Source organism: Streptomyces sp. NPDC093260, from assembly GCF_040683715.1.
Lineage (GTDB): Bacteria > Actinomycetota > Actinomycetes > Streptomycetales > Streptomycetaceae > Streptomyces > Streptomyces sennicomposti.
The window spans coordinates 1-16,353 of the sequence record NZ_JBFBEK010000021.1; the positions used below are offsets into that span (position 1 = coordinate 1).

The window sequence follows — 16,353 nt, forward strand, 5'->3', positions numbered from 1 at the left end:
ACGTGCTGATCCAGGCCCACCAGGCGACCACCCTGCGCGTGGTGTCGCCGCCACAGCAGCTTCGGCGGCTCTGCGAGATCACCGGGGTCGACGCCTTGGTCGAGACCCGGGCGACACTGGACGCCGCGGTTCACTCCTGAGGCGCCGGGCGCGCGCCGCTCCGTCAGCTGCCGGTCGAGACCCTGAGGTCGGCCGCCGGCAAAGGAGTCAACACCTTCGCGCAGGTCGACGCGAAGGGCGGCGTGACGTGGACGCGGCGTCGCCGTCCCGGACCAGGAAGGGGACCGGCCGACCAGCCGGCGGCGTCCAGGCGGGCCTGACCGCCTGGCAGGGACTGTTCGATCACGCGTGCGTCGACGCCGGCCAGAGCGTCCTCGTCCACGGCGCCGCTGGCGCCGTCGGGTCGATCGCCGTGCAGTTCGCGCGAGAGGCGGGGGCCCGCGTCATCGGCACCGGGCGAACGGCCGACCGGAGCGCCGTACTCGCTCTGGGCGCGGCTCGGTGCTGCCGCTCGCCGAGGCCGTGACCGCCTTCGGCCGACGGCCGAGGGGTGCGGGCCGGACCGTCGTCCGCGTCTGCGACGACTGAGGGCGGCGCGTTTGCGGAACCGATCCCGGGGGCTCCGAGCGGACGGTTCGCCACCGGCGGGGGCGGTGGCCGCCACCGCCCGGTGGACTGCCCCGGCGGCAGGTACGTCCGGCTCGGCGCATCACCGAGGAAGTCCCCGGGACGCTGCCCATGCCGCTCGGCGGCGGCGCCGTCACCCGGCGCCATGTCGCGTGGTGCTGTTCCGCGGCATGACGACGGCGCCGGACGCTGACGCCCCCACCTCGGGAACGACACCCGCCGCGAAGCGCCGGCGCCCGCCGGGACGGTCAGAACCCTCAAGCGCTCATGAGGACTCGTGCGCCCGTCATTCGCTCGATTCGAGCGCACTGACGCTTGAATCACGCGCGCCGATCGGGCATCGTGCTTGAAACAAGTGCGACACTCGCGATTTGTCCAGGCCGGAGAGGTGCTTCATGGACGACATCGACCGGGCCATCCTGCGGGAGCTACAGGTCGACGGCCGGATCCCGTACGCCGATCTGGGGCCCAGGGTCGGGTTGTCGCCGTCGGCCGCGAGGCTCCGACTGCAGCGGCTGATCGACACCAAGGCGGTCCAGGTCGTCGGAGTGACCGACCCGATGACCATGGGACAGCAGGCGATGGCCCTACTCGGCCTGCGCGTCGACGGCGATCCCCGGGCGGTCGCCGACGAGCTGTCCCGGCACGACGAAGTCGTGTACACGGTCCTGACGGCCGGCGGCTTCGACCTGTTCGTGGAAGTGGTGTGCGGTCAGCCCCGGGTCCTGCTGGACTTCATCAACGACGTCGTCCGGCCCGTCGAGGGGGTCACGTCGGTGGAGAGTTTCCCCTACTTCGGGATCCACACGCACCGCTTCCTGTGGCACGTCGACTGAGACGTCCGAGCGTTCCAGCCCTGTCTGCCCGCACCAGCCGAGGACCCCGCATGCCGCACGACGAGTACCGCACGATCGACTTCTTCACCGAGGACGCCCTTCCCGCCCCCCGCGTGGCACCGGCGGAGGCGGAGCGCATCGCTGCCGAACACCTCGGCATCACGGCTCGTGCACAAGCGCTGGGCAGCCAGCAGGACGCCAACTTCCTGCTCCACGGCGTCGACGGGACGCCCGAGGCGGTTCTGAAGATCGCCAACCCCGCCTTCGGCGTCATGGAGATCGACGCCCAGGACGAGGCGGCGGAGCTGATCGCCGCCGCCCGCCCGGAACTCCGTATCGCCACCGTCCTGCGCCACCCCGACGGCTCCCCGCGGCGCACGACGGTGGACACCGAGCACGGTCCGGCCGTCGCGCGCCTGCTGCGCTACCTGCCCGGAGGCACGCTCTCAGGACCTCGGCATCTGCCACCGACCACGGTGGCGGCCATGGGCACGATCGTCGCGGAGGTCAGCACCGCCCTGCGCGGCTTCCGGCACCCGGGCCTCGACCGCGTGCTCCAGTGGGACCCGCAGCACGCCGACCGCGTCGTCGCCAAGCTCGCCGGGCACATCGACGAGCCCGACCGGCGTGCCGCCCTTCGTGACGCGACCGCCGAGGCTTGGGCACACGTCCAGAAGGTCGCCGCCGCGCTGCCGTCGCAGGCGGTGCATCTGGACCTCACCGACGACAATCTGATCCGCCGTCCCGAGGCCCGTCCGCCCGTTCCGGACGGGGTCATCGACTTCGGTGACGTGGTGGTGAGTTGGGCGGTGGGCGAACTCGCCGTGGCACTGTCCTCACTGCTCCACCATGACGGGATCGAGCCGCACCACCTGCTGCCGGCCGTCCGCGCCTTCCACGCCGTACGGCCGCTCTCCCGGGAGGAGACGGACGCGTTGTGGCCGCTGGTGATCCTGCGCGCCGCCGTCCTGGTGGTCAGCGGGCGGCAGCAGACCGCCGTCGACGAGGACAACGCCTACGCCGAGGCCGCACTCGACCGGGAATGGCGCATGTTCGAACAGGCCACCCGGTTGCCCCTGCCGGTGATGACCGGTTTGGTCAGGGACGCGACCGGCATGGCCGACGTGCCTGCCACCGCGCAGGCCGACACCCCGGTGCGTCCTCTCCTGCGAGGTCTCGCAGCCGACGACATCACCGTCCTCGACCTGTCTGCCGACGCCGACGGCATGGACCACGGGTCCTGGGCGGACGCCGGTACCGAGGACCGGCTGGCGGCCTCCGCGCTCGCGGGCGGCGCGGCCGCCGTGGCCACCAGGTACGCCCGTGCGCGGCTCACTCGGACGCAGGTGCTGTCGATGGCGTCGACCGCCACGGTGCCCACCGGAATCGATCTCTGGCCCGGCCGGGACACCGTGGTCCAGGCGCCCGCCGCGGGCCAGGTCCTCACCGCGGCGCCGGACCGGATGGAACTCACGTACGGTGCGCAGGTGCTGTCCCTGTCCTTCGCCCGGGAGGGCCGGCCCGTGGTGGACGCCGGTGCGACGGTGCAGGCGGGTGAGGACATCGCCCACCTCGGTTCCGGCGCCATGGTCCACGTCGCTCTGCGCGAAGCCGACGGTCCTGCCGTCCCGTGCCTGGTCCGGCCCGAGTACGCCGCCGGCTGGCTCGCGCTCACCGCCGATCCCGCCCCCCTCATCGGTCTTCCGGCCGAGTCCGACCGTCCGCGCGACGGTGACCTGCTCGACCGGCGCGCCGCCGCGTTCGCCACCGTGCAAGGGCACTACTACGCCGACCCGCCCCGCATAGAACGAGGCTGGTACCACCATCTGCTGTCCACCGAGGGCCGCGCGTACCTGGACGTCGTCAACAACGTCACCGCGCTGGGGCACGCCCATCCCCGGGTCGAGCAGGCGGTCTCCCGGCAGCTGCGGCGGCTCAACACCAACTCGCGGTTCCATTACTCCTCCGTGGTGGAGTTCACCGAACGCCTCGCCCAACTGCTTCCCGAGCCCCTGGACACGGTGTTCCTCGTCAACTCCGGTTCCGAGGCGGTGGACCTGGGTCTCCGGCTGGCCATCGGCGCCTCCGGCCGGCACGACGTCGTCGCACTGCGCGAGGCGTACCACGGCTGGACATACGCCTCCGACGCCGTTTCCACCTCGCTCCAGGACAACCCGAACGCCCTGAAGACCCGCCCGGGTTGGGTCCACACCGTGGACTCGCCCAACTCCTACCGGGGCCGGCACAGGGGGGCCGACTCCGTGCGCTACGGGCCCGAGGCCGCCGCGGTGATCGACGAACTGGCCGCCTCCGGCCGCCCGGCAGGAGCGTTCATCGGCGAGACCTACTACGGCAACGCCGGGGGCGTCGCCCTCCCGGACGGCTACCTCACCGAGGTGTACGCGGCGGTGCGCCGCCACGGCGGCCTCGCTGTCGCCGACGAGGTGCAGGTCGGCTACGGTCGCCTGGGGCACTGGTTCTGGGGCTTCGAGCAGCAAGGGGTCGTGCCCGACATCGTCTGCGTGGCCAAGGCCATGGGCAACGGACACCCCCTCGGGGCCGTCATCACCTCCAAGGAGATCGCCGATCGCTATCGCGAGCAGGGCTACTTCTTCTCCTCGACCGGCGGCAGCCCGGTCTCCAGCGTCGTCGGCCTCACCGTCCTGGACATCCTGCGCGACGAGGACCTCCAGGGCAACGCGGTCCGCGTCGGCGGCCGTCTGAAACGCCGGCTCGAGGCGCTGGCCGACCGCCACGGCATCATCGGCGCCGTCCACGGCTCGGGCCTCTACCTCGGCCTGGAACTCGTCCGGGACCGCACCACCCTGGAGCCCGCCACCGAAGAGACCGCCGAACTGTGCGACCGCATGCTGGACCTGGGCGTCATCGTCCAGCCCACCGGCGACCATCTCAACGTCCTGAAGATCAAGCCGCCGCTGTGCATCGACTGCACCGCCGCGGATTTCTTCGCCGACGCGCTCGACACGGCCCTCACCCAGCTCGGCCACGGCCACATCGGGTGACACCCCGCGCGGGCGGAGGCTCGCCGCGGCCCTTGCCTCCGGCGCCGACATCGGCGCGCTGCCGCTCCTGCTCGCGCCGCTCCACCGCCGCGACGCGGGCATGACACATGCCGCCTCGATTGCCCAGCGGGTGATCGAGGAGCGGCTCGGGGCGTTGCCGCCACTTCCCGGGCGGCGGCCTGTGCGGCGTCACCGACCGCCTCGACTGCGTCAGGGGTCTGGACCTGCCCCGCACGGGGCGGCAGGTGACGCGCGTGTCCGGCGCTCCAGGGAGGGGGGCCGGACACGCGGCCGGGACTGTGCCGGTCAGCGGCGCAGGAACTCGATCAGGTCCTGGTTGAAGCGCTCCTTGTCGCCGGGAACCATGGCGATGCCGTGGGAGCCGCCCGCGTAGACCCTGAGTTCGGCGTCGGCGATGATCTCGGCGGACTTGCGGCCGGTGGCGTCGATGGGGACGACCTGGTCGTCGTCTCCGTGGACGACGAGAGTGGGGATGTCGAACTTCTTGAGGTCGTCGGTGAAGTCCGTGTAGGCGAAGGCGTCCACGCAGCGCACGCCGCCCTCGATGGTCTGGGCCATCGCCATGTACCAGAATGCGTCCTTGTTGCCCTGAGTGACCCTGTTGCCGGACCGGTTGGCGGAGAAGAAGCCCTCCGCGGTGTCCTTCCAGAACTGCGAGCGCTCGTTGAGGATGCCGTTCCTGATCTGCTCGAACACCTCGTCCGGTACGCCTTCGGGATTGTCGTCGGACTTGGCCATGATCGGCGGGACAGCGGAGAGCAGCACGGCCGACTGCAGCCGTCCGGTGCCGTGCCGGCCGATGTAGCGGGCGAGTTCGCCGCCGCCCATGGAATGCGCGACCAGCGTGACGTCGGTCAGGTCGAGGTGGTTGATCAGGTCGTTGAGGTCGTCGGCGAAGGTGTCGAAGTCGTAGCCGTCCCAGACGGGTGCGGAGCGTCCGTGGCCGCGGCGGTCGTGGGCGATGCCGCGGAAGCCGGCGTCGGCTACGGCCTTGAGCTGGTCCTGCCAGGCGTCACCGTTGAGCGGCCAGCCGTGGATGAACACGACCGGGCGGCCCTGGCCCCAGTCCTTGTAGAAGATGTCGATTCCGTCGCGGGTGGTACACACCGGCATGGTCGGGTCCTTTCGGCGATGGGTTCGGGGTGCCTTCGGCGGCGAGCGGGCCGGTAGGGGCGGTACGGGTTCAGGCGAAGGCGTCGGCGACGCGGCCGCCAGCGGTCGCCTCGATGTTCTTCCCGTACCGGACTGGGCGTCGTCCACCGACCGTGAACGAGTACCGGTCACTCGCCACTGGAACACCGGTGTTCGTAGTGGACACGGAGTCGGCCACGGGGCTCCTCCACGGTGGGGCAAGCGGACTGTCTGGCTGAGGGCGCGAGAGCCGTGGTGGCCGGGCCCGCTTCGGAAACGGATGAGCAGTGCTGTGATGGCCGGTCGACTGCCCGGCGACTGCCACGGCCGCACATCGACCTGGTGGCAGGCAGGTATGGAAGCGTGCCCGCGCACGAGTCGCGTCGCGGCCTCTTTCACTATCCGGGTGCGCCTCCCGTCCCGCAATGCGGGAGCGTCCGGCACGCCTCGCCTCCGCCTCGCCCGGCGGACTGCTCCAGGACGTGGGTTCCCTGCATCCGGTCGTCACGCACGACGTAGCGGGCCGTCGCGCGGACGCGCAGTGCGCGGGTGCGGCCGCGCCCCGGGCGATCCCGTCCCCGGTCACGGTCTGCGTCCCCGCGAAGACGTACCGCTCGGCGCCGTCCTGCGGCACCGAGACACGGGTGCGGACCTCCTCGTCGGAGAGATTGAAGAGACTCAGGTGCTCCTCCACGTACGCCGCCCGCACCCGGGCGTGCTCGGCCCACGGCGCCTTCCGCGCCGCCAGCGCCCGCAACCGGTCGGGAGAGGCAGCGGGATACCCCTCGATCACGACCGGGGCGGCGGGGCCGTCACTGAGGACGAGCGCGTCGTCGTAGACGGAGACGGGATGGTCCCGGTCCGCGCCGCGTACCACGAGACCGGCGCGTCCATCCACGTCGAGCCAGCCGCCGTGGCTGCGGGCCCGCGCCACGGGATAGACGGCGAGGTCCTCCTGGTGCGAGACGAGCCCGGGCCCGGTGCCGAAGTCCGTCACCCCGGCCGCCCGCGCGAAGAACTTCTCGCGCGAGAGGGGCTGCACGGGTGTGCGCCGTCCGCTCTCAAAGCCGCGGGTGAGGAGATACGGGCCGTCGCCCTCGGCGACCACAAGTCCGAGTCGGCACGTGACGCGGCGGTGCGTGAAGCCGTCCGCGGGACCGGCGTCCACACCGCGAGCGAACGCCTCTGGCTCGCGGGTGCCCCGCAGGTCGTGGTGGCGGGAAACGAGGCGTTCCACTGCCTGCGCGCGATCCGCGACGCCTATGCCCGTGGAGTGGCTGTCGGCTCCGCCGGCGACGCGCCCCTGATAGAGCGGCGGCGCGGGGCCATGGCGCAGATGCGCCGCCTCATGCGTGAGGACCTGGGGATCGCACCCCTGGGCATCGAGTGATGTGCACCGGCCGACAGATACGGTGCTCGCGCCGCAGCCCTACGACCTGCGTCTCGACGGCGGGCGGGGTGCGGCGGGGTTGGTGGTGCGGGCGGCTGGAGCGGTCGTGCATGCCCTCGGGCCCAAGCTGCCGGTAGCGGCCGGCCCAGCGTTCGGCGGTGGTGTGGCTGACCGGGAAGCGTTCCGCGGCCCGCCGCGGCGGCCAGCCGTCGTCCACGACACACCGGGCCGGACGCAGCCTGCCGGTCGGGGTCAGCAGGGTGTTGCGGTGGGACAGGAGGCCCTCCTGCGGTCGGCGTGCGGATGTCGCAATCCACACCGAACCCGGAAGGCCCTCACCTGTTCGAGCACCCAGCCGGCGTGTCACCAACATCCCGGGACAACACACCCATAGCCCTCGGCCGGTGACCACTCTCGCGCGGTCGGCGTCGTCCAGCGCGGCGCCACCCATGGACGCGGCCGGACGGGGCACTCGTGTGTTCTGTGACCGACCGCGAGAGCCGAACGGAATGCCATTTGATGAACGCGGACGACGCCGGGAAGCTGCTCGACGGCCTGACCGTGGACGCCAGTCGGCGAGAGCGGCCGATCGTGCTGGACGCGGAGGGACGCCCCATCCGGACGTGGCGGGAGAACCACCCCTACGACCGCAAGGTGGGACGCCGCGACTACGAGCGCGCCAAGCGCGTGCTGCAGATCGAGCTGCTCAAGCTCCAGCGCTGGGTCAAGGACACCGGCACGCGCGTCGTCGTCGTGTGCGAGGGCCGTGACGCGGCGGGCAAGGGCGGCACGATCCAACGGCTCACCGAGCGGCTCAACCCGCGCGGCGCACGCGTGGTCGCCCTGGACAAACCCACCGAACGCGAAGCGGGCCAGTGGTACTTCCAGCGGTACGTCGCGCAGCTGCCGACGGCCGGGGAGATCGTGTTCTTCGACCGCTCCTGGTACAACCGGGCCGGCGTGGAGCGCGTGATGGGCTTCTGCTCCCAGGAGGAGTACGAGCTGTTCCTCGACCAGTGCCCGACCTTCGAGCGGATGCTGGTCGACAGCGGCATCGTGCTGGTGAAGTTCTGGTTCTCGGTGTCCCGTTCCGAGCAGCGCACACGCTTCGCGATCCGGCAGGTCGACCCGGTGCGGCAGTGGAAGCTCTCGCCCACCGACCTCGCGTCCCTGGACCTGTGGGACGCCTACACCGAGGCGAAGGTCCGCATGTTCCGTGCCACGGACACCTCCCACGCCCCCTGGACCGTCGTCAAGAGCAACGACAAGCGGCGAGCCCGACTGGAGACCATGCGGAGCCTGCTGTCGCGCATCGACTACGCGAGCAAGGACCACGAGGTGGTGGGCACACCCGACCCGCTCATCGTCGGCGCCGCCGACACCCTGCTGGAACCCGGTGAGGAGGACACCACGCTCTCGCCCACGCCGCTCTCGCCCGGCCTCGGCGTCCCCGGCAAGCACCCCGGCAGCGACTGATCCCTCACCCGTCCAGAGCCCGTCCTCCGGCCCGTGCCGTCAGCCGCGCCGGCGGGCGATCACCGACCGGTACCAGTGGGAGCTGTCCTCCGGGTGCGCGCCTGGGGCTCCCAGCGCCCGCACGATCCGGAGTTGCTCGGTTCGAACGCTCGGCGCCGGACGGGGCTGGTGGTCCTCAGCCTCGGCGCCGGCAGTACCGGCGACATCGCCCCACGTCCCACCCCGCCGGGCACATGACGGGCGGCCGTCCCCGGTGCCGGAGCCGGCCGGGAGCAGCCCGCGCGTCAGTCGCCGACCCGGAGGCGCCCGGCGAGCGTGCCGTCCAGCAGGACGACCACGACGCTCACCATGGGCTTGGGCGCAGGCGGGAGGGCGGGTGCCCGGAGCCGGGCTGGGCCGGGTGTCGGGTCCGGCCCGCTGGGCATCAGCCGTGGCCCTTCGGCGTCGGGTGACGGAGGGACTTGCCGGTCTTCGTGGGCGGCTTCGGCTTCGGGCCACCGTGTCCGGCGTGGCGGGTGTGGCCGTCCGCGTCCCGGGGGCCGTGTTGCGCGGGTTTGCCTGATGCCGCGCCGTGGGATGAGCCCGCACCCTTGGAGGAGGACTTGGCGTGAGATCCGGTCGGCGTGGCCGCCGGGCCGGAGGCGGCGAATGTCCTGACGGCGGGCTCGGCGTGGAAACCGGTCGCCGCACCGGCCGGACCTGACGTGTCGATGGTCGGGGAGGTGGGCCGGGTGTGTCGCGATCCGGCCGGTGGGAGAGCACCGGACCCGCTTTCAGGACTCACCGTGCGGGAGGGCTGGTGCGCGGGGGGCACGGCGGGCGAAGCGGTCCCGGCGCGATCGCTTCCGCTGGTGGCCGTGGCGACGGTGAGGGTCGTGCCGAGGGCCACGGAAAGTGCGGCGATCGCGGTCCCCACGGCCCGGCGACGGCTGTGGCGGGGGCCGCCCGCAAGGTGTGGCCGGGTGACCGCCACCTCCTCCGTCCGTACGTGCTCGTCCGCGTCGCGACGAGCAGCCCGGGGTGCCGGAAGGAAGGACTCGGAGGAAGCCGGAAGCGGCGACGGACGCGCTGCGGCCCGCTCGTGACGGGAGGCGAGGATGTCGGCGCAGCTCTCGGCGTCCGGGCGGGCCTCGGGGTCCTGGGCGGTCATCGACCGCAGCAGGGTCGCGAGGTCCGAGGGGAGCCAGGCAGGGATCTCGGGCGGGCGGTGGAGGCGGGCGATCGCCGCCTCCAACGGACTGCCTTCGTACTCCAGTTGGCCCTTCAGGCCCTCCAGCAGGACCAGGCCGAGCGCGTAGACGTCCACAGCTGGTCCGACCCGCTTGCCCGCGACCTGCTCCGGCGCCAGGTACGCGGCGGTGCCTATCAGGACGTCGGGTGCCGTGTGGCGGGTCGCGTCGGCCAGGCGGGCGATGCCGAAATCGGCCAGGTGGGGATCACCGGCCGCATCGAGCAGGACGTTCGACGGTTTGACGTCGCGGTGCACGACGCCGGCCCGGTGGACGTAGGCCAGCGCCCGCGCGAGAGCGGCGCCCACGTGCACCACACGCCGCTCGGGCAGTGCACCACCCACCAGGAGGCCGCGCAGCGTCGGGCCCTTGATCAGCTGCATCACAAGGTAGGTGCGGTCGTCGTCGCGGCCGGCGTCGTAGACAGTGACCAGGCCGGGATGCTGCAGCCGGGCGAGGAGGACGGCTTCCGCGGTGAGACGGTCCTCGATCTGCGGGTCGGGGCCGGGCCGGAAGACCTTGACGGCCACGGGCCGTCGAAGGCGAGTGTCGACGCCCTCGTAGACATCGGCCATGCCTCCCGATCCGATCCTCGTACCCAGCCGGTAGCGGTCGGACAGGACTCGGGCGGACCGCTCATCCGCTGGAAGCGAGACGGGCGCGGACGGGACTGCTGATTGGCGGGCCTTCACGTGATTCTCCGTTGCTGTCACCGCGTACCGGACTCGACCATGGGCCGTGCTGCGAGGGCGGGTACCCCCGCCCGTGTCGGGTATCCGGACGAAGTCGGCGCTCGGGCTGGGGCCGGGCCTGTCGGTTGCTGCGCGCGGTCACGTCGAACCGGGTGCGCGGGAGTGGCAGTTCACCGGGCCGATCAAGGGGACGGCTGGCGGGCCCGGCTCCCCTCGCTCGGGTGAGACCGCCGGCATGAACCGGGGCCGTCCACGCAGAGCCCGACGGGCGGGAGTCCGGCAGCTTCGGGAAGCCGGCAGACGGGGGAATCCGGCAGCTTCGGCCGTCCCCTCGGCCGGCTTGGGCGCCCAGGGCGGGACCACGAGTGAGGGAGAGGATTCCGGTTCGGTGGTGATCTTGTGAAGGTGCGCCGCCATCCGTAACGCACAGGACCTGGAACGCGCTGGACAGAGTGACTCCTGGCGGATCACGCCGCTCGCATTCCAAGGAAGTTACGCGGGCGATGCCAAGACAGGTGCGGGCTCGTTCACGCCTCCGGTGGCGGACCCGCCCGTGTTGGCCTCGCAGCGCACCGTTATGCCGTGCTCATGGTTCTGGGAGACCGTGACGTTCTCCTCAGCGTGAGCAGCGGCCTACGCCCCAGCTGTCCGTCCACGCCCGCCAAGTGAAAGCCCCCCACGTCTTGACCGTCTCCTTGCAAGAGGCCCAGTCGGCCGGCCGGCACGCTGCCGTCCCCCCGGGCAGCCTGTTCCGGCAGATCTACGCACCACGCGCCTTCGACGGCCTCGCCTACTCCATGTCGACCTACGCCATGCCTCTCGTCGTGCTGGCCACCACCGGCTCCGCGTCCCTGACCGGCCTGGCCTTCGCACTGGAGTGGATACCTCGGGTGGCCGCGTTCGGCTTCGCGGGCGCCCTGGTGGACCGTAGTGGCGCGGCGATCGTGTCCTTCCTCGCCTCGCTCGCCCGCGCCTTGTTGGTGGCGGGCGCCGCTGCCGCGCTGATCGCACTGCCGCCGGGTACGGTCGAGACCGTCACCGTCATGGCACTGGCCGCTGTGACGGGGGCGCTGACGCAGTTCAGCTTCATCGCCAACGAGGCGGTCGGCGCCGTCGTCAGCCGCCGCACCGACGGGCAGGCCCACAAGGTGCAGTCGGTGCTGGTCGGCATAGATCAGACAGCTACCGTCATCGGCCCGGCTCTGGGCGGCGTTCTGCTGCTCACCGGCCCGACTCTCATGCTGGCGTGCCTGAGCGTGCTGTCCTTCCTGTCCGCCGCACTCGCGCTGCAGACCCCGCCCACCCCTCTGCGTGCCGTACGCCACGGTGGACCGGCACCGGGCGGCGGCCTGCGGGGAGGGTGGCAGACCCTGCGCCTGCTGCCGTCCCTGCGGCGGCTGGTGGCCGGACTGGCCTGCTCCAACCTCATGCTCGGACTGCTGCAATCGGCCAGCCCCGTCCTCGTGGAGGACCGCTTCGGCCACTCCCCGGCCGCCGCCGGCGCGCTCTGGTCCATCGCCGCTGCTCTCACCCTGGCCGCGGTCGCCTGCTGCCGGGCGGGCCTTGACCGGCTCGGCCTGTGGGGGATCGGCGTCATCAGCGCGTTCGTCGCGGCTGCCGCCTGTCTCGCCGTGCCGCAGGCCCACTCCTACCCCGGCTACGTGGCCCTCGTGGCCCTCTTCATGGCCGCCGACGGAGGACTTACCGTCGTCCTGCGCACCCTTCGTTCGCAGGTCATCCCACCTGCGGCTTTCGGCACGACCCTGTCCCTGACCGTCCTGTTCCTGCTGCTGCCCTTCCCCGTCGCGGGCGTGCTGCTCGCCCTCACCCCGCCGCCCTGCCTGAACGGGCTCATCGGGGCGTGCGCAGTGCTGCAGGCCCTCGCTCTGCTCGTCACCTTCCTACGCCTGCGCAACGACCCGATCCTTCGAGCCGGCACGTCGCCGGCCCGCCAAGAGGCCGCCTGACCGGGCCATCGCGAGGTCGTTCTCTCCCGTTGTCCCATGCCGTGACGCAGGCCTGGTCCGGCGGCGAGGCGCTGAAGGCGCTGCTGGAGAACCGCCCGCATCCCCGGCCCCTGCTCCCGCTGCCCGGAGTGCGCAGCACCTGCCACCACCTCCGGGATCCGCCGGCCGGTCCGGGCGGGCGGCGCCGGCACCGGCCGGGACCCCTTCGCGCGGGCCCCGGCCGGTGCGGGCGGACGGGCGTCAGCGGCGCAGTGCCGCCAGGTTGCGGTAGCCGATGGCCGCGTGTTCCAGGGACTGGGCCGGGTCGGCCGTGCTCGGGGCGTTGTCCTGCTCGACCATGGGATGGTGGTAGTTGCGATGGCCCACGCGGGAGAAGAACGCGCTGTAGTCGATGACCCCGGTGCCGAACGGGACCATGTCGTAGCCCATGCCGTTCGTCGTGTTCACGACGCCGTCCTTGGCGTGGAAGAGCGGGTACCGCTTGTCGTGGCGGGTGACCAGGCCCGCCGGATCGAAGATGTCCGTGCGGGTGGAGCCGTCGTGGGCGGTGTGGCTGCGGAACTTGTACTGGGCGACGTGCGCCCAGAAGACGTCCATCTCCAGCCAGACCAGCTTGGGCTCGGTGACCGCGAGGAAGTACTCCAGCTTCCGGATGCCGGAGCTGCGGGTCGGCCTTCCCTGGGCGTCCAGCGGGCCGCCGTCCAGCAGGAAGTCGTAGGCGGCGTCGTGGTTGTGGGTGTACAGCTTCAGGCCGGCGCGGCGCGCGATCTCGCCGAGGGCGTTCCACTTGTCGGCGGCCAGGTCCCAGTCCTCCTTGTACCGGCTGTTGGTGGGATCGGCGCCGGTGCCCATGTGCGCCATGCCGAGGATGTTCGCGATCTCCAGGTGTTTTTCGAAGGTGTCCAGGTCGCCGCTGGTCAGCGGCCAGGAGCCCGGAATGAACCCGTGGTTGCCCTGGGCGCGCAGGCCGTTGTCGTCGAGCCAGCGGCGCAGCAGCCGCGCGCCCTTCACGGACTCCAGGCTCGCCCCGCCGGGCGCGTTCGGGTGCTGGCCGTACCCGGCGAACTCGACCTGGCGGTAGCCGAAGCGGGCCAGCTGTTCGAACACGGCGCGGAAGCCGGACGGCAGCGAGGTGGACAGCGGGTCGCGTCCGACGGCGTCGCGGACGGTGTAGAGGATGATGCCGCGCTTGTCCTCGGGCACCAGGGACCGGCCCTTGCCGCCGGCCGCGGACCGGGGCGCGGCCTGGACCGGGGCGGCGCCCAGGACGGGGGCGGCGACGGCGCCGGCCGCGACCGCGGTGCAGGTGCTCAGGAAGCGTCGGCGGCCGATGCCGAGGGTGCGGCGCAGGTCTTCGTCGGTGTGCTGGCTGATGTTCACGGGTGCCTCTTTCCGGACGGGTCGTCGGTGGTGAGACCGGCGAGGTGCAGCAGGAGCGGTTTCACGTCGGTGGCCGCGATGCGGTCGCCGACGGCGCGGGGGGTGGAGCACAACAGGAGCGGCCCGTCGTCGTCGCTCGCGGGGAGGCGGCCGTGGCTGCCCCGGATCGGTGAGGGGTCGAGGGGGACGACCGCCATGCGGTAGCGCAGGCCCAGCTTCTTGCGGGCCAGGGCCGTCGCCGCCCTGACCTTCACATAGGGGTCCTCGGGGTCCATGAACAGCTCGACCGGGTCGTAGCCGGGCTTGCGGTGGATCTCCACGAGGCGTGCGAAGTCGGGCGCGCGGGCGTCGTCCAGCCAGTAGTAGTACGTGAACCAGGCGTCCGGTTCGGCCACGGCGACGAGTTCGCCCGAGCGCGGATGGTCCAGGTGGTGGGCTTTCTTGCCCTCGTCGTCCAGGATCTGCTCGATGCCGGGCAGACCGTCGAGGGCCGCGCGGGTGGCAGCCAGGTCCTCGGCGCGGCGGACGTACACGTGGGCGATCTGGTGGTCGGCCACCGCGAAGGCGCGGGACGCCATCGGGTCCAGGTACTCCATGCCGTCCTGTGTGTGGACCTCCAGCAGGCCGGCGCGGCGCAGAGCGCGGTTGACGTCGACGGGCCGGCTCACCGGGGTGATGCCGTACTCGGACAGCACCACGACGGTGCGGCCCTGCGCACGCGCCTCGTCCAGCAGCGGGGCGAGGGCCGCGTCGAGATCGGCGGCGGCCCTCAGGGAGCGCGGGTCGTCCGGGCCGTGGCGCTGGAGGTCGTAGTCGAGGTGCGGCAGGTAACACAGGGTCAGGTCGGGCTGGCGGGTGCGCAGGACGTGCCGGGTGGCGTCGACGATCCACTGGCTGGACACCAGGTCGGCGCCCGGGCCCCAGAAGCGGAACAGAGGGAACGTGCCGAACCGGCCGGTGAGTTCGTCGTGCAGGGACGGGGGCCGGGTGTAGCAGTCGGGTTCCTTGCGGCCGTCGGCGTAGTACACGGGGCGCGGGGTGACGGTGATGTCGGTGTCGGCCCCCATGGCGTACCACCAGCAGATGTTGGCGACCGTGTAGCCGGGGTGGGCCCGGCGGGCGGCGTCCCACAGCTTGTCCCCGGCGACCAGGCCGTTGTGCTGACGCCACAGCAGGACCTCGCCCAGCTCCCGGAAGTACCAGCCGTTTCCGACGATGCCGTGCTCGGCGGGGAGCGTGCCGGTGAGGAAGGTGGACTGCGCGGCACAGGTGACCGCCGGCAGCACGGTGCCGAGGTGCGCCTGGGAACCCGCGGCGGCCAGTGCCTTCAGACGGGGCATGTGGGCGAGGAGGCGGGGGGTGAGACCGACCACGTCGAGGACGAGGAGCGGGGTGGGGTGCCGCTCGGTCATGGCAGCTCCTTCAGGCCGAGGTCGGTCAACAGGTCCCGGGCGAGAGCGAGTTCTGCGGCGATGCCGTCGGCGAGCCGGTCCCGGCCGCGCGGGCGCAGGCCGGGCGGGAGCGCCTGCCAGGTGTACGTCTCGACCTCCAGGTGCCGGGTGAGCGGGCGCGGCCCGCCGACGAGCCGGGCGAGGGCCGTGCGGAGCACGGGGAGCGTGCTGGTCAGCGGCGCGGTGGGGGACGCGTGCAGTGGTACGTGGAAGTGGGCGCGCCAGGGCGTGTCCGTGGGCAGCGGGCCGTCGGCCAGGGCCTCGGTCAGGTCGTCGGTGCCGCGTACCCCGGCGCCGGTGAGCACGCGGGTCTGGTGCAGGAAGCGCGGCTCGGCGAACCCGGCGAGGGCGGTACGCACCTCCGGCCGGCCGGGGTCCTCGGCGTGCAGCGCGGCCGACAACTGCGCTTTGACCACCGGGACCGGGGACGCGGCCAGGGCGTCCAGCGCGGCCACCGGGTCCTCGAAGGAGGTCGCGAGGTGGCAGGTGTCGACGCAGACGCCGACGCGGGGGTGGCCGACCGAGCCGAGTGGTGCCAGGGCGTCCGCGGTGGTCTCCACGATGCAGCCCGGCTCCGGTTCCAGACCGACGCGGACCGAGCGGCCGGTCAGCTCCGCCAGCGAGTCCAGGCGCCGCCCGAGGGCGCGCAGCGCCGCCCGGCCCGCTTCGGCGCGGTCGGCGGTCCAGGTGGTGCGCCAGCCGAGCGGCAGGGTGGAGACGCTGCCCTCGGTGACGTCGTCCGGCAGCAGCCGGGCGAGGATCCGGGCGAGCGCGGTGGTGTACTCCAGACGCTCGCGGTCCGCCCAGTCGGGCAGGTACACCCGGTACTTGACCTCGTCGGCGCCGAAACCCTCGTACGGGAACCCGTTGAGGGTGACGACCTCCAGGCCGCGCCGGTCGAGTTCCCGGCGCAGGGCGTGCAGCGCGGCCGGGTCGGTGTCCACCGCGCGGGCCGCGTCATGGGCCAGCCACAGCCCGATGCCGAGCCGGCCGCGGCCGAGCCGGCGCCGGACGGGCTCGCAGTGGTCGCGCAGCTGGGCGAGGACGCCGTCGAGGGTCTCCGCGGGGTGGACGTTGGTGCAGTAGGCGAGGTGGACGGTCGTACCGTCCGGGTGGCGGAAGCGCATCGC

General features: G+C 72.4%; 11 protein-coding genes and 2 pseudogenes. 6 read left to right on the forward strand and 7 right to left on the reverse strand.

The annotated features are described in order from the left end of the window. Window positions 1-313: 313 nt before the first annotated feature. From AB0N63_RS24640 to AB0N63_RS24650, 3 genes and pseudogenes are all read left to right on the forward strand, one after another. A pseudogene (locus AB0N63_RS24640) lies at window positions 314-496 on the forward strand (NADP-dependent oxidoreductase); the annotation flags it as partial. A gap of 526 nt (window positions 497-1,022) precedes the next feature. Beyond that, entirely contained in the window at window positions 1,023-1,463 is a 441-nt protein-coding gene (locus AB0N63_RS24645; RefSeq protein ID WP_365531514.1) for an Lrp/AsnC family transcriptional regulator, read from the forward strand. A 50-nt stretch (window positions 1,464-1,513) separates the two neighbouring features. Further along, a complete protein-coding gene (locus AB0N63_RS24650) occupies window positions 1,514-4,486 on the forward strand; it encodes an aminotransferase (protein ID WP_365531516.1) in 2,973 nt (990 codons plus the stop codon). A gap of 306 nt (window positions 4,487-4,792) precedes the next feature. Here the strand turns inward: AB0N63_RS24650 and AB0N63_RS24655 are convergent, their stop codons facing one another. Then, on the reverse strand, window positions 4,793-5,620 hold the full coding sequence (locus AB0N63_RS24655; protein ID WP_365531518.1) for an alpha/beta hydrolase: 828 nt from the start codon (window positions 5,618-5,620) through the stop codon (window positions 4,793-4,795). 868 nt (window positions 5,621-6,488) lie between these two features. Here AB0N63_RS24655 and AB0N63_RS24660 point away from each other — a divergent pair. Beyond that, window positions 6,489-7,028 (forward strand): hypothetical protein, encoded by a 540-nt coding sequence (locus tag AB0N63_RS24660; protein ID WP_365531520.1) that lies wholly within the window; start codon window positions 6,489-6,491, stop codon window positions 7,026-7,028. Window positions 7,029-7,059: 31 nt separating this feature from the next. Here AB0N63_RS24660 and AB0N63_RS24665 read toward each other — a convergent pair. Further along, a pseudogene (locus AB0N63_RS24665) lies at window positions 7,060-7,305 on the reverse strand (leucine zipper domain-containing protein); the annotation flags it as partial. Between the two features lie 242 nt (window positions 7,306-7,547). On the opposite strand from AB0N63_RS24665, the gene ppk2 reads away from it, so the two are divergent. Beyond that, entirely contained in the window at window positions 7,548-8,504 is a 957-nt protein-coding gene (gene ppk2, locus AB0N63_RS24670; RefSeq protein ID WP_365531522.1) for a polyphosphate kinase 2, read from the forward strand. 284 nt (window positions 8,505-8,788) lie between these two features. On the opposite strand, the gene AB0N63_RS24675 is transcribed toward ppk2, so the two are convergent. Together AB0N63_RS24675 and AB0N63_RS24680 are read right to left on the reverse strand one after the other, a co-directional pair. Further along, on the reverse strand, window positions 8,789-8,929 hold the full coding sequence (locus AB0N63_RS24675; protein WP_365531524.1) for a hypothetical protein: 141 nt from the start codon (window positions 8,927-8,929) through the stop codon (window positions 8,789-8,791). Continuing rightward, a complete protein-coding gene (locus tag AB0N63_RS24680; RefSeq protein ID WP_365531526.1) occupies window positions 8,929-10,425 on the reverse strand; it encodes a protein kinase in 1,497 nt (498 codons plus the stop codon). The genes AB0N63_RS24675 and AB0N63_RS24680 overlap by 1 nt, the downstream gene beginning before the upstream one ends. Before the next feature lie 683 nt (window positions 10,426-11,108). Between AB0N63_RS24680 and AB0N63_RS24685 the strand changes: the two genes are divergently transcribed. Beyond that, window positions 11,109-12,392 carry an MFS transporter gene (locus tag AB0N63_RS24685; protein ID WP_365531528.1) on the forward strand — a complete coding sequence of 428 codons (1,284 nt, stop codon included), beginning with the start codon at window positions 11,109-11,111 and terminating at the stop codon, window positions 12,390-12,392. Between the two features lie 240 nt (window positions 12,393-12,632). On the opposite strand, the gene AB0N63_RS24690 is transcribed toward AB0N63_RS24685, so the two are convergent. Genes AB0N63_RS24690 through eboE form a run of 3 tightly spaced genes read right to left on the reverse strand, consistent with a single transcriptional unit; the run spans window position 12,633 to window position 16,350 of the window. Next, complete coding sequence (locus tag AB0N63_RS24690; RefSeq protein WP_365531530.1) at window positions 12,633-13,772, reverse strand: sugar phosphate isomerase/epimerase family protein; 1,140 nt, start codon at window positions 13,770-13,772, stop codon at window positions 12,633-12,635. Continuing rightward, window positions 13,769-15,184 carry a nucleotide pyrophosphatase/phosphodiesterase family protein gene (locus tag AB0N63_RS24695; RefSeq protein ID WP_365531532.1) on the reverse strand — a complete coding sequence of 472 codons (1,416 nt, stop codon included), beginning with the start codon at window positions 15,182-15,184 and terminating at the stop codon, window positions 13,769-13,771. The genes AB0N63_RS24690 and AB0N63_RS24695 overlap by 4 nt, the downstream gene beginning before the upstream one ends. After that, window positions 15,181-16,350, reverse strand: a complete 1,170-nt coding sequence (gene eboE / locus AB0N63_RS24700) for a metabolite traffic protein EboE (RefSeq protein WP_365531534.1) — start codon at window positions 16,348-16,350, stop codon at window positions 15,181-15,183. The genes AB0N63_RS24695 and eboE overlap by 4 nt, the downstream gene beginning before the upstream one ends. Between the last annotated feature and the right edge of the window lie 3 nt (window positions 16,351-16,353).